Annotated in this window: 21 protein-coding genes and 3 pseudogenes; 14 read left to right on the top strand and 10 right to left on the bottom strand. The window is 67.7% G+C overall.

Annotation, left to right across the window (positions count from 1 at the left end):
* Positions 1-24 precede the first annotated feature (24 nt).
* The gene (locus CITRIK5_RS06705) at positions 25-462 is read right to left on the bottom strand and encodes a hypothetical protein (RefSeq protein ID WP_101967675.1); all 438 of its coding nucleotides are present in this window, start codon (positions 460-462) and stop codon (positions 25-27) included.
* A 56-nt stretch (positions 463-518) separates the two neighbouring features.
* On the opposite strand from CITRIK5_RS06705, the gene CITRIK5_RS06700 reads away from it, so the two are divergent.
* Both CITRIK5_RS06700 and CITRIK5_RS06695 read left to right on the top strand, forming a co-directional pair.
* On the top strand, positions 519-1,052 hold the full coding sequence (locus CITRIK5_RS06700; RefSeq protein ID WP_159833369.1) for an O-acetyl-ADP-ribose deacetylase: 534 nt from the start codon (positions 519-521) through the stop codon (positions 1,050-1,052).
* Positions 1,053-1,147: 95 nt separating this feature from the next.
* Entirely contained in the window at positions 1,148-1,624 is a 477-nt protein-coding gene (locus CITRIK5_RS06695; RefSeq protein WP_061867069.1) for an Hsp20/alpha crystallin family protein, read from the top strand.
* Positions 1,625-1,729: 105 nt separating this feature from the next.
* Here the strand turns inward: CITRIK5_RS06695 and CITRIK5_RS06690 are convergent.
* Positions 1,730-2,183, bottom strand: a pseudogene (locus CITRIK5_RS06690) (GMC oxidoreductase); the annotation flags it as partial.
* A gap of 172 nt (positions 2,184-2,355) precedes the next feature.
* Between CITRIK5_RS06690 and CITRIK5_RS06685 the strand changes: the two are divergent.
* The 6 genes and pseudogenes from CITRIK5_RS06685 to CITRIK5_RS06660 form a co-directional block, all read left to right on the top strand.
* Positions 2,356-2,523, top strand: a pseudogene (locus CITRIK5_RS06685) (integrase core domain-containing protein); the annotation flags it as partial.
* Positions 2,524-2,978: 455 nt separating this feature from the next.
* A complete protein-coding gene (gene ychF / locus CITRIK5_RS06680) occupies positions 2,979-4,064 on the top strand; it encodes a redox-regulated ATPase YchF (protein ID WP_159833367.1) in 1,086 nt (361 codons plus the stop codon).
* Positions 4,065-4,276: 212 nt separating this feature from the next.
* Positions 4,277-4,597, top strand: a complete 321-nt coding sequence (locus tag CITRIK5_RS12195) for a hypothetical protein (protein ID WP_233569914.1) — start codon at positions 4,277-4,279, stop codon at positions 4,595-4,597.
* A 223-nt stretch (positions 4,598-4,820) separates the two neighbouring features.
* Positions 4,821-7,565 carry a DNA methyltransferase gene (locus tag CITRIK5_RS06670; protein WP_236557156.1) on the top strand — a complete coding sequence of 915 codons (2,745 nt, stop codon included), beginning with the start codon at positions 4,821-4,823 and terminating at the stop codon, positions 7,563-7,565.
* Positions 7,562-9,547 carry a DEAD/DEAH box helicase gene (locus CITRIK5_RS06665; RefSeq protein ID WP_159833365.1) on the top strand — a complete coding sequence of 662 codons (1,986 nt, stop codon included), beginning with the start codon at positions 7,562-7,564 and terminating at the stop codon, positions 9,545-9,547. The genes CITRIK5_RS06670 and CITRIK5_RS06665 overlap by 4 nt, the downstream gene beginning before the upstream one ends.
* 14 nt (positions 9,548-9,561) lie before the next feature.
* The gene (locus CITRIK5_RS06660; RefSeq protein ID WP_236557155.1) at positions 9,562-10,758 is read left to right on the top strand and encodes a GIY-YIG nuclease family protein; all 1,197 of its coding nucleotides are present in this window, start codon (positions 9,562-9,564) and stop codon (positions 10,756-10,758) included.
* Between the two features lie 421 nt (positions 10,759-11,179).
* On the opposite strand, the gene CITRIK5_RS06655 is transcribed toward CITRIK5_RS06660, so the two are convergent.
* Positions 11,180-11,524 (bottom strand): hypothetical protein, encoded by a 345-nt coding sequence (locus CITRIK5_RS06655; protein ID WP_036316386.1) that lies wholly within the window; start codon positions 11,522-11,524, stop codon positions 11,180-11,182.
* 323 nt (positions 11,525-11,847) lie between these two features.
* Between CITRIK5_RS06655 and CITRIK5_RS06650 the strand changes: the two genes are divergently transcribed.
* The 4 genes and pseudogenes from CITRIK5_RS06650 to CITRIK5_RS06635 all read left to right on the top strand — a co-directional run bounded on the left by CITRIK5_RS06650 (position 11,848) and on the right by CITRIK5_RS06635 (position 15,209).
* Entirely contained in the window at positions 11,848-13,626 is a 1,779-nt protein-coding gene (locus CITRIK5_RS06650; RefSeq protein WP_036316388.1) for a DUF262 domain-containing protein, read from the top strand.
* 499 nt (positions 13,627-14,125) lie between these two features.
* Positions 14,126-14,386: a type II toxin-antitoxin system Phd/YefM family antitoxin gene (locus tag CITRIK5_RS06645; RefSeq protein WP_069941699.1), complete on the top strand. Its 261-nt coding sequence runs from the start codon at positions 14,126-14,128 to the stop codon at positions 14,384-14,386.
* A pseudogene (locus CITRIK5_RS06640) lies at positions 14,387-14,641 on the top strand (Txe/YoeB family addiction module toxin).
* Between the two features lies 1 nt (position 14,642).
* Positions 14,643-15,209, top strand: coding sequence for a mismatch-specific DNA-glycosylase (locus tag CITRIK5_RS06635; RefSeq protein ID WP_017487958.1), 567 nt, complete (start codon positions 14,643-14,645; stop codon positions 15,207-15,209).
* Between the two features lie 43 nt (positions 15,210-15,252).
* Here the strand turns inward: CITRIK5_RS06635 and CITRIK5_RS06630 are convergent, their stop codons facing one another.
* From CITRIK5_RS06630 to CITRIK5_RS06600, 7 genes are read right to left on the bottom strand one after another with little or no spacing between them, the layout of a single operon-like run.
* Entirely contained in the window at positions 15,253-16,035 is a 783-nt protein-coding gene (locus CITRIK5_RS06630) for an SCO1664 family protein (RefSeq protein ID WP_159833361.1), read from the bottom strand.
* A complete protein-coding gene (locus tag CITRIK5_RS06625; protein ID WP_159833359.1) occupies positions 16,035-16,577 on the bottom strand; it encodes a DUF3090 domain-containing protein in 543 nt (180 codons plus the stop codon). Before CITRIK5_RS06625 ends, CITRIK5_RS06630 begins: the two co-directional genes overlap by 1 nt.
* The gene (locus tag CITRIK5_RS06620; RefSeq protein ID WP_201294447.1) at positions 16,574-17,299 is read right to left on the bottom strand and encodes a histidine phosphatase family protein; all 726 of its coding nucleotides are present in this window, start codon (positions 17,297-17,299) and stop codon (positions 16,574-16,576) included. The genes CITRIK5_RS06625 and CITRIK5_RS06620 overlap by 4 nt, the downstream gene beginning before the upstream one ends.
* A gap of 31 nt (positions 17,300-17,330) precedes the next feature.
* Positions 17,331-17,720: a hypothetical protein gene (locus CITRIK5_RS06615; RefSeq protein ID WP_159833357.1), complete on the bottom strand. Its 390-nt coding sequence runs from the start codon at positions 17,718-17,720 to the stop codon at positions 17,331-17,333.
* Entirely contained in the window at positions 17,717-19,123 is a 1,407-nt protein-coding gene (locus CITRIK5_RS06610) for a Dyp-type peroxidase (protein ID WP_159833355.1), read from the bottom strand. Before CITRIK5_RS06610 ends, CITRIK5_RS06615 begins: the two co-directional genes overlap by 4 nt.
* A 1-nt stretch (position 19,124) precedes the next feature.
* Positions 19,125-19,820 (bottom strand): hypothetical protein, encoded by a 696-nt coding sequence (locus CITRIK5_RS06605; RefSeq protein ID WP_159833353.1) that lies wholly within the window; start codon positions 19,818-19,820, stop codon positions 19,125-19,127.
* 53 nt (positions 19,821-19,873) lie between these two features.
* On the bottom strand, positions 19,874-20,962 hold the full coding sequence (locus CITRIK5_RS06600; RefSeq protein ID WP_201294446.1) for a catalase family protein: 1,089 nt from the start codon (positions 20,960-20,962) through the stop codon (positions 19,874-19,876).
* Between the two features lie 210 nt (positions 20,963-21,172).
* On the opposite strand from CITRIK5_RS06600, the gene CITRIK5_RS06595 reads away from it, so the two are divergent.
* Positions 21,173-22,825, top strand: coding sequence for an ABC-F family ATP-binding cassette domain-containing protein (locus CITRIK5_RS06595; RefSeq protein ID WP_049145880.1), 1,653 nt, complete (start codon positions 21,173-21,175; stop codon positions 22,823-22,825).
* Positions 22,826-22,939: 114 nt separating this feature from the next.
* Entirely contained in the window at positions 22,940-23,623 is a 684-nt protein-coding gene (locus tag CITRIK5_RS06590; RefSeq protein ID WP_159833351.1) for a type 1 glutamine amidotransferase domain-containing protein, read from the top strand.
* Positions 23,624-23,700: the final 77 nt, after the last annotated feature.

Below are 23,700 nucleotides of genomic sequence, written 5' to 3'. Positions count from 1 at the left end.
CGCGCCGTCGTCGTGGCGGGCGGCTCAGCCGAAGAGCGGGTTGGGGCCGTTGGCCACGACCTGCGGGTCGCCGTCGACGCGGGCGGCGATGCCCGCCGCGGCCACGCCGGGCAGATACGGGAAGACCATGCGGGTCGAGGCCAGGGCGGCGGCGTCGAAGGCCTCCACCGCGACGGCCGGGCGGGGTCCGTCCGCCGTCTCGATCTCGCCGTCGAACACGGCCACCGCCCGCGTGGGGCGCGGGGTGATCTTCGCGACCGTGGCGGCCGCCTGCTCGGGCTCGAGGTCCGGGTGCTCCCACATGCCGCGCTGGCCGTCGGCGGCGACGGCGAGGATCGTCGGGGCGAACACGGACTGCCGGCCGAGCGTGTCGAACACGTGCTCCACCGCGAGGCTGATCAGCGGCAGCAGCTCGCCGCCGGGAGGCGTGGGGGTCGGTCCGGTGGGCGTCGGGGTGCTCATGGGGCCGAGGCTACCGGCCCTGTCCGACGGCGCCCACCCGCGCCTAGCGTGAACCCATGCAGCTCACCATCGCCCCCGGGGACATCACGGCCACGCACGCGGACGCCGTCGTCAACGCCGCCAACTCCACCCTGCTCGGCGGCGGAGGCGTGGACGGCGCCATCCACCGGCGCGGCGGTCCCGAGATCCTGGCCGAATGCCGCCGCCTGCGCGAGACCGACCTGCCGGAGGGGCTGCCCGCCGGGCAGGCCGTGGCGACGACGGCGGGGCGCCTGCCCGCGCGCTGGGTCATCCACACGGTGGGCCCGGTGTGGGCCAAGACGATCGACAAGTCCGACACCCTCACCTCGTGCTACCGCGAGTCCCTGAAGGTGGCGGCCGGGCTCGGCGCCCGGACGGTCGCGTTCCCGGCGATCTCCGCGGGGATCTACGGCTGGCCCATGGAGGACGCCGCGCGGATCGCCGTCGAGACCTGCCACGCGATGGCGGACGAGGTGGGCGGCACCGTGGACGAGGTGCTGTTCGTGCCGTACGGCGAGACGGCGGAGGCCGCGTTCCGGACCGTCCTGGACAGGGTTGAGCGGGACTGACTCAACTCCGTGGAATACCCCGTGGGGGGACGGCGTTGCACAGGACAGTCGCCGCTCAACCGGAGCGGCCCGCCCTGCATGAGGAGTGATCGACCATGGCTCGTCCCATTGATCCGTTCCGCGAGATGGAGCGCCTGATGACCGGCTTCGCCCGCACCTCCGGCGCCGCCTCCATGCCCATGAACCTCTACCGCGAGGGCGACGTGTTCGTCGCCGAGGTGGAGCTGCCGGGCGTGGACCCGAGCTCGATCGACGTGGACGTCGAGGAGCGCACGCTCACCGTCCGCGCCGAGCGCAAGGAGGCCCCCGCCGGGGAGGACCGTCGCTGGCTCACCAAGGAGCGTCCGGCCGGCACCTTCGCCCGCCAGCTCAACCTCGGCCAGGGCCTGGCCCTGGACAAGATCGAGGCCGACTACAGCGACGGCGTGCTGCTGCTGACCATCCCGGTGGCCGAGCAGGCCAAGCCGCGCAAGATCCAGGTCAAGCACACCGGCTCCGCCGCCCAGGTGGAGGGCGAGGCCGTAGAGGGTGAGGCCGTGGAGGGCTCCGCCGCCGAGGCCTCCGGCGAGTGATCGCCCTCTGACGGAGCCGTGGCCGGCGTGACCGGCGCGCGGCCCGTTCCCCCGAACGCAGATGCGGCGGGCCCCCACCGGGGGCCCGCCGCTTCCGCGTGGTGGTCAGGCGCGGTCGGCCAGGATCAGCTGTGCCGCCTTCTCGCCGATCATGAAGCACGTGATGTTGGGGGTTCACGGTCACGTGCTCGGGCATCACGGAGGCGTCGGCCACGCGCAGACCCGTCACGCCCTTGACGCGCAGGCGGGCGTCCAGGGGGCTCATGGCGTCGTCGTCGGCGCCCATGCGCACCGAGCCCACCGGGTGGTACACGGTGTTGTGGGTGCGGCGCACGTAGTCGGCGATCTCCTCATCGGTCTGCACGTCCACGCCCGGGGCCAGTTCGCGCCCCGCCCACGCCGCCATGGCCGGCTGGGAGACGATCTCCCGGGCCAGCCGGATGCCGGCGACCGCGACGGCCATGTCATGGCCCTCCGGGTCGGTGAAGTAGCGCGGGTCCACGGCCGGCTTGTCCCGGTAGTCGTTGGAGCGCAGGCGCACGGTGCCGCGGGACTTGGCGAGGGGGGGACCCGGTGGCCCTGCGGTCTCGGCTGTCGTCCTCTGGTCGGCAGACACAGGTGTGCGTCCTCTCGTCGGGGTCTGGGCGGCCCGTCCACCCTACGGATCGGTCATCTGGGCGGGGATGCGTGCTGGGTGCTGCGGGTCTCTGGGTTCCGTGGGCGCGTGGGGGCAGGTCCTCTACGCCCGCCCGTACTCCTCAGAGCAAGCTCGGCGTGAGGCCCTGGCGGTGTGGGTGAACCACTACAACTACCATCGGCCTCATACCTCCTGCGGAGACGCTCCTCCGGCCTCGTTGGCCCCGGCCCGAGTCAACAACGTCATGACCTCTTACACCTAGGGCGTGTCTGAGAATAGATGCACGAGTCAGCTGAGACCCTGGGGACATGTCCCGGTTCCAGATGCTCTCCGACGCCCAATGGGAGTTGATCGCCCCGATGCTCCCGACCCGGACCGGCCGCGNTCTCGTCGGGGTCTGGGCGGCCCGTCCACCCTACGGATCGGTCATCTGGGCGGGGATGCGTGCTGGGTGCTGCGGGTCTCTGGGTTCCGTGGGCGCGTGGGGGCGGGGGGCTGGGGCTGCCGGGCCCCGTGGCCGCCGGGCCTCTGGGTTCCGTGGGCAGGAGAGCGAAGGTTTCTGCCCACGGACGCGAAAACCCTGCCGGTTCTGCCCCCGAAACAGGGGAGAGCGCGCTTCCTGCCCACGGAGCGGGCGGGGCTGCTGGTTCTGCCCACGGAACGGGGCTGGTGCGGGACGCGTCCGCCGCGGCGGACCCGCCGGTAGACTGCCGGACTGTGGCTTTGACTATCGGATTCGTGGGACTGCCCAACGTGGGCAAGTCGACCCTGTTCAACGCGCTGACGCGCCAGACCGTGCTCGCGGCGAACTACCCGTTCGCGACGATCGAGCCGAACGTGGGCGTGGTGAACCTGCCGGACGAGCGGCTGCCGCAGCTGGCCGAGATCTTCGGCTCCGAGCGGATCCTGCCGGCCACGGTGTCCTTTGTGGACATCGCGGGCATCGTGAAGGGCGCCTCCGAGGGGGAGGGCCTGGGCAATCAGTTCCTGGCGAACATCCGTGAGGCCCACGCGATCGCCCAGGTGGTGCGCGCGTTCGACGACGGCGACGTCGTCCACGTGGACGGCAAGGTGGACCCGGCCTCGGACATGGAGACCATCAACACCGAGCTGATCATCGCGGACATGCAGACCGTGGAGAAGACGATCCCGCGCGTCGAGAAGGAGGTCAAGGGCAAGAAGAAGGAGCCCGCCGACCTCGAGGCGCTCAAGGCCGCGCTCGCGGTGCTGGAGCGGGGCGAGACGATCTTCGCCGCGAAGGACAAGGACAAGCTGGACATGGACCGGCTGCGGGAGCTGAGCCTGCTCACCGCCAAGCCGTTCATCTATGTGTTCAACTCGGACGAGGGCGTGCTGGGGGATGAGGCCAGGCAGCAGGAGCTGCGCGATCTGGTGGCCCCCGCCGACGCCGTGTTCCTGGACGCCAAGCTCGAGTCCGACCTCGTGGAGCTCTCCGAGGAGGAGGCCGCCGAGATGCTGGAGATGGCCGGGCAGGACGAGTCCGGGCTGGACCAGCTGGCCCGCGTGGGCTTCTCCACCCTCGGCCTGCAGACCTACCTAACCGCCGGCCCCAAGGAGACGCGCGCCTGGACCATCCCGGTCGGCGCGACGGCGCCCGAGGCCGCCGGCGTGATCCACACCGACTTCCAGCGCGGGTTCATCAAGGCGGAGATCGTGAGTTTCGATGATCTGATCGCCGCTGGCTCGATGGCGGATGCCAAGGCCGCCGGAAAGGTGCGCATGGAGGGCAAGGACTACGTGATGAAGGACGGGGACGTGGTGGAGTTCCGGTTCAACGTTTGAGCTCCTGAGCCACGAAAGCAATGGATGGGGTCCCGGATCTCAAAACCCTTCGGGTGAGGGAGTTACTTCAACTCGAGGCATCCATTGTCTCCGAACTGCGCGGGCGTGGTCTGGTGCGTACCAACAACAAGCCGCTGGGCGACATCGCTTAGCAGGTGGTGTTGGCCGCGCGGGGTGGTGTCCTAGAACCCAACTCGACGAAGTCGCACGACGTGACGGATCAGAGTGGTCGCCGGGTCCAGGTCAAGGCAATGGGTGGCCGCGTGGTCGGGCGGTCGGGGAAGTTCAGCCCGTTTCGGAGCTTCGACTTCGACACTGCGGTGTTCCTGATCTTCGCGGCAGAGACGTTTGAACTCGTGCTCGCGCGCGAAGTCGATGCCGACTCTGTTGAGGCCGTTGCCCCATACAGCCGACACACGAATGGGCGGCAGGCCACGCTGCGTCAGGTTGAGAGCTTGGGCCTGGACGTGACGACAGAGATGCGGGAAGCGTTTGCGACGCTCGATCCTGACGCGGTCGATCTCGTGCAGTAGGCGCCCACATCGGGGCGGCCGATGCATGAAGCTTCATGTGACCGACAGTGCAGCGAGTCATGGCTGCATCGGGATCGACGTCACCGCTGGAGTCACCGCCAGATCAGCGAAAGGCCCCGACGATACCGCTACCGCGGCGACGTAGCCGGCTACCTGCTCGGTTGGGTTGTCGGTGATCGGAGAGCCTGCTGATCGCGGTGAGCCTCCGACCTTAGGGTGGTGAGTGCACGATCGTGTACCTGACGAAGGGACTGCAGTGGCGAGGTTGAACCTGAAGGCCATAGAGGAGCGCGTCGCTCCCCTGGGCGGTCGCGATTCCTACGACCGCGAGTTCATATTCGAACTGCTCTTGGCATACGGGAAGCCGCAGGGCAACGTCACGCGTCTGCGCAACGGGTCGCTCAGCGTCGCCGAGGACCCCGCCACGGAGGTGGCGCAGAAGAACGTCGTGTACTTCAAGGAGACCACCGGCGATCCTCTCGCGGTGATCGACGAGCTGAAGACGTCGCCAGCCGTGGTTCGATACCGCACCCGCTTCGTCATCGTCACCGACTACGACGAGTTGCTCGCGGTAGACACCAAGACCGGTGAGAACCTGATGATCCCGATCCGGGACATCGACCAGCACTTCGCCTTCTTCTTGCCCTGGGCCGGCATGGAGAAGGCGCAGTACGTCGCCGAGTCCCACGCCGACGTCAAGGCAGCCGAGCGCATGGGCAAGCTCTTCGACGAGCTGCTCGCCGCCAACCCGGGCCTGATGGAGGGGACGCACGGGCGCCACGCCCTCAACGTCTTCTTCACCCGGCTGCTGTTCTGTTTCTTCGCCGAGGACACCGGCATCTTCACCCAGAGCCAGTTCGTCAACGCGGTCGGATCACACACCCAGGCCGACGGGTCGGACGTCCACGACTTCCTGGCGGCGCTGTTCACCGCTTTGGACACCGAGGACCCGGCCGACAAGCCGAACCACCTGGCGGCCTTCCCTTATGTCAACGGCCGGCTCTTCACGATGAGTGCCGGCCTAGACGTGCCTACGTTCACCAAGGCGGCCCGTGACCGACTGATCGAACTCGGCACGCTGAACTGGAGCGAGATCAATCCCGACATCTTCGGATCGATGTTCCAGGCCATCGTCTCGCCCGGGAAGCGCTCGGACCTCGGCCAGCACTACACCTCGGTACCGAACATCCTCAAGACCATCGAGCCGCTGTTCCTCGACGGCATCAGGGAACAACTGGACGCCGGCTTCGACAACGTCAAGAAGCTCGAGGCACTGCTGGATCGGATCAGCGCCATCAAGGTCTTCGACCCAGCGTGTGGGTCCGGCAACTTCCTGGTCATCGCGTACAAGGAACTGCGCAAGGTCGAGCACGCGATCCTCGAGCGGCTTGCGGAACTCGACCCTAGACACCAAGTCTTGTTCGCCGAGTCGAAGATCAACATCGAGAACTTCTATGGGATCGAGATCGACGACTTCGCGGTCGAGGTCGCGATCCTCTCGCTCTGGATCGCCAAGCACCAGATGAACACAGAATTCAAGGAGAAGTTTCGCGTCTCTATCCCGTTGATCCCTCTCAAGGAGACCGGACAGGTTCGGCAAGGAAACGCCCTGACTGTGGACTGGCGGCTGGCTTGCCCCAACAAGGGGAGTGGCGAGATCTACCTACTTGGGAACCCTCCCTACCTAGGCAGTCGTAACCAGTCCGCTGAACACAAGCGGGAGCTGGCCCAAATCTCAGCGCGGTACAAGAGTCTTGACTATGTGTCTGGGTGGGTTATAAAGGGGGCCGAATACATTCGTGGGACGACCGCCCAGCTCGCATTCGTGACGACGAACTCGATTAGCCAGGGCGAACAAGTTGCACTTCTCTGGCCGGACGTCCTGCAGGATGACTTGGAAATATCCTACGCCTACACATCCTTCTCTTGGTCCAACAAGGCCAAAGGCGGAGCCGGCGTAACGTGTATTGTTTTCGGGCTTCGTGCGAAGTCGGGGAATCCCAAATACATCTACACGGATGAGATTCAGCACCGTGTCAGTCGGATCAATCCGTACCTTGCGGATGGGCCTGACATCTGGCTGAGTCGACGAAGTTCCCCACTCGGGAAGGGGATGCCGCGTCTCGGGTACGGATCGATGCCAAACGACGGTGGCAATCTCATCCTGAGCGACCACGAGAGACTCGCCCTCATTGCGAAGGCACCTGAAGCAGCCTCATACATAAAGGGCTATTGTGGGGCTGATGAATTCATCAAGGGGAAGACCCGCTGGTGCCTTGTAATTTCTGATCAAGAAGTCGCAGATGCGATTCTGATCCCAGAGGTGCAGCGGCGGCTTGAGGGGGTGCGCGCTCACCGAAGCAGGAGTACGGAGAAATCCACAAAGGCGTTGGCCGCACACCCGAATCGGTTCTACTACTTCGCACACAAGCCGTCTGACTCCATCATCGTCCCGAGCATCTCCTCCGAACGGCGCACGTACGTACCAATTGGATATGTAGGTCCGGAGGTGGTTGGATCAAATAAAGCCCTCGTTATGTACGACACGTCCTATTGGGCGTTTGCACTAGTGACGTCGCTGATGCACATGACTTGGATGAGATCTGTCTCTGGCCGCCTCGAAAGCAGCTATCAGTACTCGAACACGATCGTCTACAACAATTTTCCAATTCCGGCGCTGACTGACGCGATGAAGGAGCAGCTCACTGTCGCAGCGCTGCGTGTGCTCGACGTACGCGAGTACCACTGCGAGAAGACGCTCGCGGAGCTGTACGACCCAGACCTCATGCCCGACGACCTTCGCCAAGCTCATGCCGAGGTCGACGCGCTGGTCGACTCGATCTACTCCAAGCGCGACTACGAGACCGACGAGCAGCGACTGTCGGACCTCTTCGCTATGTATGAGGCCATGACTGCAGCTGAGGCCGCCAAGGCACCGACAAAGAAGACCAGGGGTGCACGCAAGTGAACGCGATCAAGAAGCCGGTCAACATCGTCGATGTGACCTACGCCCAGACGGGTGCCTCGGTGAACACTGACGCGATGGGCATGCGGGAGATGCAGCAGCGCGCCTTCGCCAAGCGCGACGCCCAGCACCTGCTGATCAAGGCGCCGCCGGCGTCGGGTAAGTCCCGTGCGCTCATGTTCATCGCTCTCGACAAGCTCTACAACCAGGGTCGCGAAAAGGTCATCGTCGCGGTGCCGGAGCGGTCGATTGGTGGATCGTTCGCCTCGACCGCCCTCACGAAGTTCGGCTTCTTCGCCGACTGGGAGGTCAGGCCCGAACACAACCTGTGCGACCCCGGGTCGTCACAGGGCAAGGTCGGCGCCTTCATCGACTTCCTCAACGGTCCAGACTCGATCCTGGTGTGCACGCACGCCACGCTGCGGTTCGCATGCGAGAAGCTCACCCCGGACGCCTTCGACGGCACGGTGCTGGCGATCGACGAGTTCCACCACGTCTCCGCCGACACCGAGTCCAGTCGCCTCGGTGCGCTGCTGCGCGAGGTCATGAACGGCTCCGACGTGCACATCGTGGCTATGACCGGATCGTACTTCCGCGGTGACTCGGTGCCCGTGTTGTCCGCTGAGGACGAGGCCCGGTTCACGCCGGTCACGTTCAACTACTACGACCAGCTCAACGGGTACCAGCACCTGCATTCGCTTGGAATCGGCCACCACTTCTACCAGGGGCGGTACACCGACGCGATCGGCGAGGTCTTTGACCTCGACCGGAAGACGATCATCCACATCCCCAACGTGAACTCTGGTGAGTCCACGAAGGACAAGATCGAAGAAGTCGGGTTCATCATTGACTCGATCGGCCACGTCGAGTCGACCGACCCGGACACGGGCATCATCACGATCCGCCGGGCCGACACGGGTGCGATGTTGCGGCTGGCTGACCTTGTCGACGACACCGACCAGAAGAAGCGGGCCGACACCCTGCATTACCTGTCGACGGTGGCATCGAAGGATGCCGGCGCCGTCGACGTGATCTTGGCGCTCGGCATGGCGAAGGAGGGCTTCGACTGGCCCTTCGCTGAGCACGCCCTGACGGTCGGCTACCGCGCCTCGCTGACCGAGGTCATCCAGATCATCGGTCGTGTCACCCGCGACTCCCCGGGGAAGGGCCACGCGCAGTTCACCAACCTGATTGCTGAGCCGGATGCCTCCCAGGGTGAGGTGAAGGTGTCGGTCAACAACATGCTCAAGGCGATCACTGCTTCGTTGCTGATGGAGCAGGTGCTTGCGCAGAACTTCGAGTTCAAGACCAAGCGCACCGGCGACGACGACGCGACCCCGCCCGGCGTCATCAGGATCAAGGGGTTCAAGGAGCCTTCGTCCGAGCGGGTGAAACAGATCGTCGAGACCGACCTCAACGATCTGAAGGCGACCATCCTGCAGGACGATACGTTCGCGAAGGCTGCCTTCGGATCGGTGGACGCGGAGACGGCCAACAAGGTCCTGATCCCCAAGATCATCCGGGAGAAGTACCCCGACTTGGACGAGACGCAGGTCGAGGAACTGCGGCAGCAGGTCGTGGTCGACTCGGTGGTGAAGAACGGCGAGGTCCGTCAGGTTGGTGACAAGCGCTTCATCCGGATGTCGGAGAAGTTCGTGAACATCGACGACATCAACATCAACCTCATCGACTCGGTCAACCCGTTCCAGCGCGCCTTCGAGGTCATCTCGAAGTCCGTCACGCCATCGGTGCTGCGGATCATCTCCGACGCGATCACAGCAACCCGCGTCGAGATCACCGAAGAAGAAGCACTCGCGGCGTGGCCGAAGATCCAGCAGTGGGCCAAGGTGAACGGTCGGAAGCCGAACGTACGCTCGGACGAGCCGACCGAGAAGCGCTACGCGGAGGTGCTGCTGTTCCTGCAGAAGAAGAAGCAGGAGCGCGAGGCCGCAGAGCGCGCGACACAGATGGCGGACGAGGCATGACAGGGGAGGACAGCGTGGGACCTGTCGACTTCGCGCTCCCCTCCAGCATCGACGCCATTTTGGACTCCGACGTCGACGGGCTCCTGGACGCGCCTGAGAAGCCGGTCAAGGTCACGGCGACGGACCGGCTCGAGCGGGCGTTCTTGGAAGTGGTGGAGTTCCGACGGACGCACGGTCGGATTCCGGACTCCACGACCCGCGAGATCGCCGAACGCAAGCTCGGGGCTCGCCTCGATGGGATTCTCGCGAACGAGGAGAAGATCGCGGCCCTGAAGCATCTGGATGAGTTCGGGCTGCTGGAGGTGCCCGAGGCGCCTGCGTCGATCGATGACTTGCTCGGGGACGATGACCTCGACCTGCTCGGGGACGACTCGGGACTCCTGGATGTCTCCGATCTGCCGGTGCGGAAGGCGCCCGATGAGGCCGACTCGGTCGCGAAGCGCAAGAAGTGCCTCGATTTCGATCGCTTCGAGCACCTGTTCAAGACCAAGCATGCCGAGTTGGCCGATGGGACGGTGCAGCTCGCCTCGTTCAAGGGTCTGCGCACGGTCACCGAGGGCCGGTTCTTCGTCCTCAACGGGGTGATGCTCTTCGTCGCCGAGGTGGGCGAGACGCGCGAAATGATCGTCGGCGGAAAGGCCGAGCAGAAGCAGCGGCTGCGCGTGATCTTCGAGAACGGCACCGAGTCCTCGATGTACCGGCAGTCTCTCTCCATCAGACTGTTCGAGCAGGAGGGTCAGTCGATCGTCCAAACCGGCCTGAGCGATGACGAGGAGATCCTCGAGGGTGACGCTGCCAGCGGTCACATCTACGTCCTGCGCTCTCTCAGCACGGATCCTCAGATCGCAGAGCTCACCAACCTGCACAAGATCGGATTCACCCGGGGCTCGGTCGAGGCACGGATCAAGAACGCCGAGACGTCGCCGACCTACCTCATGGCCCCGGTCGAGGTCGTGGCCGACTACCGGACCTACAACCTCAGGGCTTCGGCGCTCGAAAACCTCCTGCACCGGGTCTTCGCCGACGTCCGTCTCGACCTCACCCAAGCCGACCGCAAGGGTCGAAATTACGACCCGTCCGAGTGGTATGTCGCCCCCCTCAGCGTGATCGACCAAGCGATCGACCTGATCATCTCCGGGGACATCGTCAGCTATTTCTACGACAGGGAGGCTCAACGCCTTGTCTCCCGCGCATCGGACCACGACGGCTGATGGCGAAGGACGGGCACCGGCACCCGTCCTTCGATGAGGCGAGAAACGCCCGTTCTACAGCCGAGTTTGCGGTGCTGATGGCACCGGCCGCTACCAGTTGCGGCGTAGGCGGGAGACTGCTTGATGTCTTCCGTATTGGCGGGTCCTGGCGTTGGCTCACAGCAACGAGCGGTTTGCTGAACGGAGGTGGTTCAGGTTCAGGGACAGGTTTCGAGGTCCGGTCCTGTGTGCTCCGATTGGGGACGGCGGCAGTAGCGGCACAGCGGGTCACTCTCGGTCTCGTTCGCAGCGAATCGGTCACCGTGGAAACTCGATGATGTGCGCCCACTGCTGGTCACGCACATCTCGCCCACGGCAGCTCCGCAGAGGGGGCAGGCCACAGATCTGGCGTTCTCGCCGTCGACGCCCCAGCGCCAGGTGCTCATGAATTGTCTTCCGGACCAGCAGAGTCATCTCTTGACTTCTCAGTGTCCGTCCCGTCCTCAGGTTGAAGCTGACCGCTGCCCAACTCTTCGTCGAGGTCGGTGGCCAGTTGGGCCTTCGCGCGGTCTGCCTCAGCCTCGTGCGCTGCACTGCGCTTCGAGTACGTCCTTATGATCGCAGTGACTCCCAGAGCCGTCGCCGCGGTGAATCCGACCCCCACCGCAAAAGCCTTCGGCATCGCCTTCAATGCTGCCGACTTCTCTATGCTCTCGATGAGCATCTCCACCCCACCCGCGTCCTTCGCCTTGACCACGATGTCCTGGTATGCGCCCAGATTCCCCATGTGCCACTCCTATCCCGAGCGCACAGGTAAGGCGCCGTCGACTGCGTTGGGCCGTGTGGCCCAAGGTGTCTAAGGATGCCTGATCTTCGCTAGGAGCGCCGGCATCCTTGGTGGCTACCTTATATGGCAGCACCGACGAAGGACTACACGCGGCGTGCGATAGCGAATGATGTGCCAAGACCTCCCTGGGGACGACCAGGTCGAGTGCCGATTTCCCAACATGACACACCCAGTGGCACGAGTCAGGTGCCGGGGCTCCGGACAAGGCGGAGGTCGGCGAGGTCTGACAGTCTTGGGCATCATCGGCAAGTCGGAGGTGTCACGTGATTAAGTCCGCGAACCAGTACCCGGTTCACACGCTCTTCAGCCACGAGGGGAACGTGCTGTACCGGATCCCGCCCTATCAGCGTGAGTACTCCTGGTACAAGGCTCAGTGGGAGGACCTGTTCGAGGATCTGATCGAGGCCGAAGGCGCCCACTTCTTGGGGACGATCATCACGCTCGACCAGACCACGGACCCGCTCGAGGGCAACATCCTGCATGTGGTCGACGGCCAGCAACGACTGACGACCTTGACCCTGCTCCTTGCTGCGGTCTACTCCGTGCTCAAGGAGCACATCGACGAGCTCGATGACGACACCCGAACGGACGTTACGAACCTCGGTCGCCAGCTGGTCCGCAAGGCTGACCAGCAGCCGCGGGTGAGACCGCAGAAGCAAGGGCACAACCTCTTCGACTACCTCAAGACGCTAGAAGGCGCCGGGTTGCCCGTTGAGGGCGAGTGGAAGCCGTACTACCCCAGCCGCCGGATCGCGAAGTGCTACCGCTACTTCCGCGCCGCCATCCTGAAGCTCGCCGAGACGGAGGAGCTGTCCGAGACGGAGGCTGCGCTCAGGGTGCACGAGGCGGCCCTGCAGGCGGTCATTGTGAAGATCGAGGTCGCCAGCCACGCCGACGCGTTCGTCCTCTTCGAATCGCTGAACAACCGCGGTATGCCGCTCTCGCCCGTGGATCTGATCAAGAACCACCTTTTGGCCGAGTCCGAGAAGAAGCAGATCATGAATGTCGACCAGGCGTTCAAACACTGGAACGACATGCTGACGAGCCTCGGCGACAGCTACTCCACCCAGGAGCGCTTCCTGCGGCACTACTACAACGCCTTCAAGACGGAGCTCCCCGACGTCCCCAACGCCTCCGTCGCCACCAAGTCCAACCTGATCCGTGTCTACGAGAAGCTCCTGGAGCAGAACCTGAAGAAAGTCGTCGACGCCCTCGTCGAGGCGAGCAAGATCTACGGCCGCATCAACTGCGTCGTGGAGCTCGACCAGCCGACCTCCCTCGACCGGGCCTTCCAGCGGCTCATGCGCGCCCAGGGTGCGCCGTCCTACGTCCTCCTGATGTGGCTCATGACGAAGCAGGACGAACTCGAGTTGACCGACGCCCAGGTCGAGGCGGTCGTTGACCGCCTCACAAACTTCTTCGTTCGCCGCAACCTCACCGGCTACCCGCCCACTTACGCGCTGGCGAAGCTCTTCATGACGACCATCGACGCTGTGGGTGACGCCCGTGGCAATGACGTTCTGAAGGTCGTCAGAGAGAAGCTGAACAGCGTCTCAGCCTCCGACGAGGAGTTCCGAGCCCGGCTCCTCGGTCGGATCTACGAAGAGAACACCGACGTCGCCCGGTTCGTGCTGACCACCCTGGCCGAGGATGCGATGACCAAGGAGACATGGGCGGACCTGTGGCGGCAGGAGAAGAACCACTTCGTCTGGACGATCGAACACATCCTCCCGCAGGGTGAGAATCTGCCCGCCGCATGGCAGGAGATGCTCGGAGGCAAAGAGGTTGCTGCGCAGGTGCAGGAGGAGCACCGGCACAGGCTGGGGAACCTCACGATCACGGCCTACAACAGCAATCTCGGCAACAAATCCTTCGTTGAGAAGCGTGACCGCCAGGATTCGAAGGGCCTGCCCATCGGCTACAAGAACGGCTTCTCGTTGAACGCCGAGCTCGCCACTCGGGAGTCGTGGACCGCTGATGACATCGAGGCGCGCACGAAAGTGTTGGCTGACAAGGTGATCGGGCGGTTCCCGCTGGCCTAGGGCCGATGGGACTTCAACGGCGATGTTCTGGCGAACAGGGTTCGGCCGCCTCGATGGCCCTCAAGACAATAGAACGGCCCGCGGGGGCCTGCGTCAGGAGAGCGGATGTGGACATCTCAATCGAGATTGCGGAGCGAATCGTCTCGGAGATCAGGGCTGTTCTCGACGAGGCCCTCGACAACTTCCGCGCCCACGACGTCGACCCCGCCGGCTGCGTCATCCGCCCCGGCGAACCGACGCGACAGGAGGTCTCCACGGCTCGCTCGCCTCGACGCGCTCATGGTCTCGCGCGCGCCCGCCATCGTCGGGGTGCTGGGGTTAACTGCCTACCGGCGGTCATTCGGGAAGCCCAAGGTGCTCCTGGGAGAGCAGGGGACGCCGTCGCCGGGCCCCCGGACCACGAGGGCAAGGAGTTCTGCATCCCACAGGGTGCCTCCTGAGTTCCACCTCACCGACTGGTACCATAAGCAGGTACCACGACGCGCCTGGGGAGGCCCGCATGTCCATTAGTGCCAGTGAAGCCCGCAAGACCCTGTTCCCGCTCATCGAGCGGGTAAACGCGGACCGCGACGCCGTGGAGATCGTCTCCCGCAAGGGCAACGCCGTCCTCATGGCCGCAGACGAGTACGCCGCCTGGCAGGAGACCGCTTACCTCTTCCGCTCTCCTGCCAATGCGCGCCGGCTGCTGGATGCCTACGAGCGCGCCCGCGCAGGGAGCGTTGAGGAGCACGCACTGGACCGCATGGACGGGGACGCCTGAGTGCGCCTCGTGTGGGACCGCTCCGCCTGAGAGGATTACACGCACTGGCAGACCACGGACCGCAAGGTCCTCACACGGATCAACACCCTCATCAACACCGCCCTGCGTGATCCCTTCGAGGGGATCGGCAAGCCCGTGCAGCTGAAGTACGGCGCGGCCGGGGCATGGTCCCGGCGCATCACGGCGGAGCACAGGCTCGTCTACCTCGTCGACGGCGAGGACCTGATCATCCTCCAGGTGAGGTATCACTACTGACATGCGCTTCACCCAGGCCGAGCTTCAGCAGTTCCGCGACCGCACCGTCCCCGACCTGCTGCCGGACCCGCTGCGGCTGCTGTTCATCGGCATCAACCCCGGCCTGTGGACCGCCGCCACCGGTGCGCACTTCGCCCGCCGCGGCAACCGCTTCTACCCGGCCCTGCACCGTGCCGGGCTCACCCGACACCTGATCGACGCCTCCGACGGCTACAAGGCCGAGGACCTCGCCGAGCTGCACGCCCGCGGCATCGGGATCTCCAACCTCGTCCCGCGTGCCTCCGCCCGCGCCGACGAGCTCACCGCGGAGGAGCTCGCCGCCGCCCCCGCCCGCCTGGACGCGCTCGTGGCCGCGCACGCGCCGGCCGTCGTCGCCGTGTTGGGGGTGACGGCCTACCGGCAGGCGTTCGGACGCCCGAAGGCGGCGCTGGGGGAGCAAGAGACGCCGTGGCCGGGCACGCGGCTGTTCGTGGCACCGAACCCCAGCGGGCTCAACGCCCACGCCACCGTGGACTCGCTCGCCGCGGACTACCGTGCGGCCGGTGCCGCGGCGGGGCTCGTGGACTGAGTGCGCCCGCCGTCCCTGCGGACGCGCTGACGCCTCAGGCCCGTCAAAACAGCGGCCAGGGCACGGCCGGCGTCAGCCCGCTCGGGGCAGGGAAGATCCCGTCGTCGAGTAAGCCGGCGCAACGCTCGGCGAGGGCTTCGACTTCCTCGGCACTGAGCAGCCCCGCCAGCCCCCGCCCCAGCTCACCGTCGAGCCCGTCGAGAACCCGGGCGACGCCGTCGCGCTCCTCCTCGCTCAGCGCCTCGCCCAGCCACCCCCACAGCACGGTCCGCAGCTTGTCCTCCACATGGAAGGTCAGCCCGTGGTCCACGCCGTACCGGTGACCGCCGGGCATGGCGAGGATGTGGGCGCCCTTGCGGTCGGCGTTGTTGACGATCACGTCGAACACCGTCATGCTGCGCAGCGCCGCCGAGTCCTCATGGGCCAGGGCCAGCCGATTCCCGTCCTCGTCCTCGCCCTCCAGGATCGTGAGCCACCCCGAGGCCGGCACCTCGTCCGCCGGGAACAGGTCCACGGCGTCCTGCTCAGGATCCTGCTCCTGCCAGAGCTGCACCATGCCCTCGCCGAAGGGGCCGTCGCGCAGCCACGTGCGCGGCACGATGTCCCACCCCAGCGCCTCGGACACCAGGTGCGCGGCCACCTCGCGGCGGGCCAGGGTTCGGGCAGGGAAGTCCCATAGCGGGGCCTCGCCGGCCACCGGCTTGTAGACCACCGGGGTGTCACCGATCGCGCCGAGGAACGTGGCGTTGGACGCCGTCGTGATGCGGCCGGTGAGCGTCAGCTCCCCGGACGACAGCTCGCCGGCGGGCACGTCCGCGGCGCGCATCAGGAGTCGGGGAGAGTGCAGTCGTGGCCGTCGGGGTCGATGGGCTGGCCGCAGTCCGAGCAGATCGGTCGCCCGGCGTCCACGACCTCCCGGGTGCGCCGGGCGAACGCCCGGGCGGCGCCGACGGGCATCCGTACGCGCACGGCCTCGGCGTCCGCCTCGGGCGCCGGGTCGGCGTCGTCGTCAGAGAGGGGGTGGGCGTCGATGAGCACCTGCGCGGTGGTGGGGTCCCAGCCCAGGCCGATGGCCCCCACCCGGAACCACTCCTGCACCGGGTCCAGCGGATCGTTGTCCACGAGTTCCACGGGCGTGCTGGCCGGGACGCTGTGCGGGTTGCCCTCCAGCGCCATGAGATCGTCGAGGATCTCGTCGATCATCTCCGCCATCAGGGCCGACTGCTGCTTCTCCAGCGCCAGGCTCACCAGCCGGGGCCCGGTGCGCACCTGCAGGTAGAACGTGCGGGCGCCGGGACGCCCGAGCGTCCCGATCACGACCCGATCCGGCCAGTCGAACTCATGGGCGGGGGCAGGTGCATCAGTCATGCCACGATCCTAGGCGTCTGCTCGTCCACTGCACCGGCGCCCGTGCCTGCGCCGCCGCCCACCGGGGCGTCGTCGGACGGGCCGAGGGTCGCCAGCCAGGACAGGTCCCCGGCGTCGGTGTTCATCGCCCAGACCCGCGGGCGGTTCGGGCCGTAGCTCACGATGGACACGGAGGCGGGTCCCACCTCGATCCGCTGGAACAGATCCAGGTGCGTGCCGAGCGCGTCGGCCAGGATCGACTTGATGACGTCCCCGTGGCTCACCGCCACCCACACCGCCCCGGGCCCGTGCTCGGCCTCGACCGCGGCGTCGTGCCGGCGGATCGCCGCCACCGCGCGGGCCTGCATGCCCGCCATGGACTCCCCGCCGGGGAAGACGACGGCGGACGGCTGGGTCTGCACCGTCGCCCACAGGGGCTCGGTGGCCAGGTCGCTGAGCGCGCGTCCCTGCCACCGGCCGTAGTCGCATTCGGTGAGGTCGTCGTCGACCAGCGAGGGCACCGCCCCCGGCTGGCGATCGAGGAGGGCGCGGGCCGTCTGCGCGCACCGCTCCAGGGGGCTGGCCACCACCGCGGCCACGGGCACGGCCGCGATGCGGTCCGCGGTGCGGGCCGCCTGCTCCCGTCCGTGATCGTCCAGGCTGACCCCGGGAGTGCGGCCCGCCAGCAGTCCGGTCGCGTTGGCCGTGGTGCGGCCGTGCCGCACGAGAAGTACCGTCGCCATCACTCCAGCCTACTGATGGGACGGACGCGCCTCAGTGCGACGGGTCACGGGGCAGGGGAGTCCATCGCAGGGTGAGGCCCTCGACGGCGGCCAGCGCCGCGTGGGCGTCGTCGGCGGCGTCCTCCAGCCCGTCCGCCACGTCTTCACCGGCCGAGGTGAGCAGCAGGACGGCGTGGTCGTCCGCGCCGGGCTGCTCGCCCGGGTCGGCACGCCAGCCGCCCCTGCCCCGGACGCCGTCCTCGTCCCCGGGCAGGGAGCTCAGCCACGCGGCGGCGGCCCTGGCCGCCCCGGGGCCGACGACGTCCAGCCGCAGGGTCGCGGGGGAGCCGTCGTTGCCCGGCGGGGTGCCCCACAGCCAGTCGAGGTCCACCTGCCACGGCAGGGCGCCTGCGGGGCCGCCCGGGGACGGAGGCTGCATCATGCCTCGGCGTCCGACTGCTCGGAGGTCCAGCCCGCCTCACCGATCCACCGCAGGGCGCTGAGCGAGGGCATGAAGAGGTACTCGCCCCCGGCCATCCGGTTGAAGGTGGTGATGCCGTCGATGCGCTTGCGGGCCGGCTCGGCGGGGATGGTGAACTGCCCCTCCGTGGGGTCGTCCTCGTGCAGACCGACGATCGGATCCCGCTCGGAGCCGAGGTCGACGAAGTTGCCGCCGTTGATCCACTCCTGTTGCATGAACTCGATCGTGTCGAAGGCCCGGGCGCTGATGAAGATGAAGTAGATCCCGCGGTCCTCCTTCGCGTCGTCGGCCGAGCTCACCTCCGGCGACCACCCGGGACCGAAGGTCGAGGAGCGCCGGATGATCCGCTTGATGTTCACGTCCGTCATGATCGACAGGTCGCTGTCCCGCGGGTTGAGGCGACGCATGTGGCTGGAGTGCGGGCACATCAGGCCCTTCGGGTCGTCCTCGAAGGTGAAGTCGTTGCGCCGCTCCGGGTCGTTGCCCAGCGCCTCGTCGTCGTGATCCGGGGAGAGCACGAGCGGGGCGCCGCTGCGCCACCGGCCGAACATCTTCGCGGCGATCCGGTGCTGCTCCTCCGGGTCCGGGCTCTGCGAGGCCAGGTACTCGTTGAAGGCGCCCACCCGGCTGGCGAACTTGCGCAGCACCACGTAGGTCCCGTTGCGGCCCAGCACATCCGGCTGCGGCACGGCCAGCGGGGAGCCGGTCTCGCTGTTCTCGCCCAGGATGAACTCGCCGGCGGAGATGGAGCGCTCCTGGCCCGGCTGTGGCCGCACCCCGCTGCCGGCCACCGTCGGCTGCGAGATGGAGTCCCGGAAGCCGAAGGGGTTCTTGTTCAGCTCGTCGACCCCGAACCGGTGGGTGGCCACCAGGGTCACTCCGGTGGAGTGCTCCAGCACCTGCCGCGCCTGGTCCAGGGCGGCGTCCAGGGCATCGGCGTCGGCCGCGTAGATCGTCAGCGCGATGTGGCAGGCGTCCTGGGTGAACGCCTCGTCCCAGTGCTCCGGGGCGTTCGGCCCGGTGTCCATGAGCTGCTGAGCGCGGGCAGCCATCCCCTGCTGGTAGGGCAAAGGGAAGCTGGACAGGGAGTCCTCGGGCAGCCCCAGGGCGCGCAGGCCGGCGAAGCTGATCGCCACGCCGGTCCAGGACTGCAGGTCGTCGGCCCAGTCCTGCGCGGAGGTGACGTGCTCGGCCAGGCGGCGGACGAAGTCCCGGCCGCCTTCGGCCTCCTCCACGGTCAGCATGGCGTGGGCGCCCACGTAGGGCTCGGGCCGCGACCGCAGCACCAGGCCCTGGATGTCGTCCAGGTCCAGCTCGACGCGCTCCCGCTCGAAACGTTCCTTCAGCTCCTTGAGCACGCCCATCTCAGTAGTCCACCGCCTCGGGGGTGGAGATCGTGTCGGTGAGCTGCTTCAGGGCGGCCGCGGTGTCCTCGTCCAGGTCGGTGCGCCCGGCCATCTGGTCCAGGAAGGTGTTCACCGCGTGTTCAGTGCGCTGCAGCCGACGCGTGTCCACCACGGTGACCTGCGGGTTCGCCACGAACCACCCGGAGGCGGTGATCTGGTGCTCGGCGATGAAGTCCTTCACGGCCGGGCTGTCGATGCCGGGCCACCCCTCCACGTTCTGGAAGAGGAGGTCCATCAGCTCGGGGATCTTGGTGGCGAAGTCGTTGATGTACGCATCCCAGTCGCCGTCGTAGGCCGTGGCGAAGAGGATCCGGGTGTTGTCGTCGAAGAAGACGAAGCGCATGTCGTGGAGCGTGGACACGCGCTGCGCGCCGTCCATGTTGCCGCGGGTCAGGTCGAAGATGCGCTGCAGCCGTTCGGCGCCGCCCGGCTTGAGGCGGGCGATCGCGGTCAGCTCCGAGACCTTGCCCGAGCGCATCCCCACGCGGCCGGCGGAGTCGGCGGTGCCGGACAGGTCCGGGTTGTGCTCGCGGATCATCGCCTCGAGGGCGATCTTGGCCAGTGTGGGGGCGTCCTGGGCGACGTCCTCGACGGCGCGCTTGACGGCGTCGAGGCGGCTCTCGTCCTGCAGTCGGGGGTCGGGGCGGTCGTTCATGAGGTCCTCCTTCGAGAATCCTTCGGGATGAATGGTGAGGGGCGAGGCCGGGATCAGTCCGGGATCTCGTCCAGCGTCGCCGGCTCGGGGGCCGGGCGGTCGTTGAACTCGTGGCGGTAGCGGGTGGACTGCTCATAGGCGCGCTTGCGGACGCGCATGATGGAGCCCAACGGCTGGTGCTCGACCACGCCGTTCCAGGGGTTGAAGGTGAGGGCGTCGTCGCCGTAGACGCGGCGGGGATGGCTGTAGCTCTCCTGCGCCTCGATGCGCAGGGTGGCGACGGGCTGGTGCGGGGCCTCCTCCTCGTCCCACAGGACGGAGGCGTCCTCCACCGGCATGCGCTCCGGGTCGGTCGCCAGCTGCGCCCGCAGGACGTACTCTGCGCTCTCACGCGAGAAGAAGTCGGCGACGATCTCGCTGATCGAGGAGAAGTCCTCCACCTTCATGTCCTGACCGGTCAGGGCGCGCACGTTCTCGGACGCCGGGGCCAGCGAGATCTTCGCGACGTGGTCCCCGTAGCGCAGGGCGCCCTGGGTGAAGTACGTCTCGCCGAGGACGTGGGCGTTGTCCCGCCCCAGGCCCTCCAGGGTGGCGCTGGGGGTCCCCCCGACGGTCTCCACCGCACCCCGGACCACGCGCGCGGCGCCCGTCGTCAGGCGCTGCAGCAGCTCGGGGGACTGGGAGTTCTTCTCCAGCAGGCTCAGCATCTCCTTGTAGCGGGCCACGGTGCCGAAGGCGAGCGTCGGGAAGTTCACCATGAGGAAGTCCTGATTGTGGCTGTCCAGATCCGGCAGCAGCCGCTTGCCCTCCACCCCCAGCACCTTCAAGGCCCAGCCCCGCGGGGCGGGAGTGCGGTCGGTGTGGATGTCCCCGGGTGCGGAGGAGAGCCGCGCCACCGCCTCGTAGGTGCCCGGACGGGCGAAGATGCCCTGCGCCAGCTCGGGAGCCAGGCCCTCGTGCACCTCCAGCGTGGCCTTGAGGACGGCGTGGCTTTTGGCGTGGGCGTCGCGGTGGGCGTGCTTGTGCTCTCCCGCCGCGCGGCGCTGTGCCGCGCCCATCTGGGCCAGGATCTCGCGGGTCAGGTCCTCCTCGCGGTCGACCGAATGCTCGATGTCGGGCGTGTACTTCACCGGGTCAGTCATCAGTGCTCTGCCTTCCCTCTCTGGAGCGCCGTGTGCGCCGCGCGGAGCCGCGCACCTGACCCTGGCGACGCTATGACTCTCCCCCTGTCAGGGCAAGGAAGGAAGCGCGCCGCAGATCCGGGAGTCGGGGCCCGGGGGCGGTGCCCCGGGGGATCTGTGACAGTGTGGCGGTGACCCGCCCCAGGGAAGCGCACCCGAGCCAGGAGAAGCATGACCGCCACCCTCGTCGCCTCCGGCCTGGCCGGCGGCCACGGCCATCGCACGCTGTTCGACGCGCTCGACCTCACCGTCGCGCCGGGGGACGTCGTCGGCGTCGTGGGGGCCAACGGCGCGGGCAAGTCCACGCTGCTGCGCATCCTCGGCGGGGACCTGGCCCCGCAGGCCGGCACCGTGTCCCTCGCCCCCTCGGACGCCTTCGTCGGCTGGCTCCCGCAGGAGCACAAGCGCGTGTCGGGGGAGACGGTGGCCGGGTACATCGCCCGCCGCACCGGCTGCGCCGAGGCCACCCGCGAGATGGACGCCTCTGCCGAGGCACTGGCCGACCCGGACGTCACCGACGCCGCCGCGGACCGCTACAACACCGCCCTCACCCGCTGGCTGGCCTCCGGCGCCGCGGACCTGGAGGAGCGCATCCCCGCCGTCCTGGCCGACCTCGGTCTGGACCTCTCCGCCTCCCCGGAACAGGTCCTCATGACCTCCCTCTCCGGTGGGCAGGCCGCCCGCGTCGGCCTCGCCGCGCTGCTGCTCTCCCGCTTCGACGTCGTGCTCCTGGACGAGCCCACCAACGACCTGGACCTCGACGGTCTGACCCGCCTGGAGGCCTTCGTGCAGGAGCTGCGCGGCGGCGTCGTGCTGGTGAGCCACGACCGCGAGTTCCTCGCCCGCAGCGTCACCCGCGTCCTGGAGCTCGACCTCGCCCAGCGCACCAACCGCGTCTACGGCGGCGGCTACGAGGCCTACCTCGAGGAGCGGGCCACCCTGCGCCGCCAGGCCCGGGAGAAGTACGAGGAGTTCGCCGAGCAGAAGCAGGACCTCGTCTCCCGCGCCCGCGTGCAGCGGGAGTGGTCCAGCCAGGGCGTGCGCAACGCGATGAAGAAGTCTCCGGACAACGACAAGCTGCGCCGCAAGGCCAACAGTGAGTCGAGCGAGAAGCAGGCCCAGAAGGTCCGGCAGATGGAGAGCCGCATCGCGCGCCTGGAGGAGGTGGAGGAGCCACGCAAGGAGTGGAGGCTGGAGTTCACCATCGGCGCGGCGCCGCGCTCCAGCTCCGTGGTCGCCACCCTCAACGATGCCGTGTTCCGGCTGGGTGGCTTCACGCTCGGCCCGGTGTCCCTCCAGGTCAACGCGGGAGAGCGGATCGGCATCACCGGGCCCAACGGGGCCGGCAAGTCCACCCTGCTGCGCGGGCTGCTGGGCCGCCAGGCCCCGGACGAGGGCACGGCCGCCCTGGGGTCCAGCGTGCAGATCGGGGAGATCGACCAGGCGCGCTCACTGCTGGCCGGGACCGTCCCGCTCGCCGCGGCCGTCGAGGCGCTCGTGCCCGAGATGGCCTCCGGGGAGGTGCGCACCCTGCTGGCCAAGTTCGGCCTCAGGGCCGACCACGTGAACCGCCCCGTGGACGAGCTCTCGCCCGGCGAGCGCACCCGGGCATCCCTGGCCCTGCTCCAGGCCCGCGGGGTGAACGTCCTGGTGCTCGACGAGCCCACCAACCACCTGGACCTGGAGGCCATCGAGCAGCTCGAACAGGCCCTGGAGACCTATGAGGGCGCCCTGATGCTCGTCACCCACGACCGCCGCATGCTGGACACCGTCCGCACCGACCGCCGCTGGCAGGTCCAGGACGGGCGGGTGACGGAGCGCTGATGTCCTGGGCGCGGCGGCCGCGGCGTGAGGCCGGTGGGCACCGTCACCCTTGCCCGAGATTCGGTTGCGTACGACCATGAGAGTGCAGTCCCCACCGACGAAAGGCCCCCAGACATGTCCCGCATCCTGATGATCCTCACCTCGCACGACCAGCTGGGCGACACCGGCCGCAAGACCGGGTTCTGGCTCGAGGAGTTCGCCTCGCCCTACTACGTCTTCACGGACGCCGGCCACGAGGTCACCCTCGCCTCGCCCCGCGGCGGCCAGCCGCCCATCGACCCGACGAGCTCGCAGCCGGAGATGCAGACCGACGCCACCCGCCGGTTCGACCAGGACGAGGAGGCCAAGGCCGCCCTGGCCCACACCACGCCCCTGGCCCAGGTGGACGTGGACGGGTTCGACGCCGTCTTCTACCCGGGCGGTCACGGCCCGCTGTGGGACCTGGTGTCCGACGCCGACTCCACGCGGATCATCCTCGACAGCGACGCGGCCGGGCGCCCGCTCGGCCTCGTCTGCCACGCGCCCGGGATCCTGCACCCGATCACCGCCGCCGACGGCACCCCGTTCGTGCGCGGCCGTCAGGTCACCGGGTTCACCAACGGCGAGGAGGAGGCCGCCCAGCTGACGGACGTCGTCCCGTTCCTCGTCGAGGACTCGCTGATCGCCGCCGGCGCGGACTACCGCAAGGGCCCGGACGGGGAGAGCTTCGTGGTCACGGACGGCACCCTGGTGACCGGCCAGAACCCGGCCTCCTCCGCCGACGCCGCCCGCCGCGTCCTCGACCTGCTCGCGCGCTGACCCCCCGCCGAGCCCACCACTTCGACCCCGAGGAGACCACTCGATGAGCACCCCCACCCGCACGCGCGAGATCCACC

It is taken from the genome of Micrococcus sp. 116, assembly GCF_902506395.1.
In the GTDB taxonomy this organism is placed as follows: domain Bacteria; phylum Actinomycetota; class Actinomycetes; order Actinomycetales; family Micrococcaceae; genus Micrococcus; species Micrococcus luteus.
This window is presented reverse-complemented; position numbering and strand designations above follow the sequence as displayed.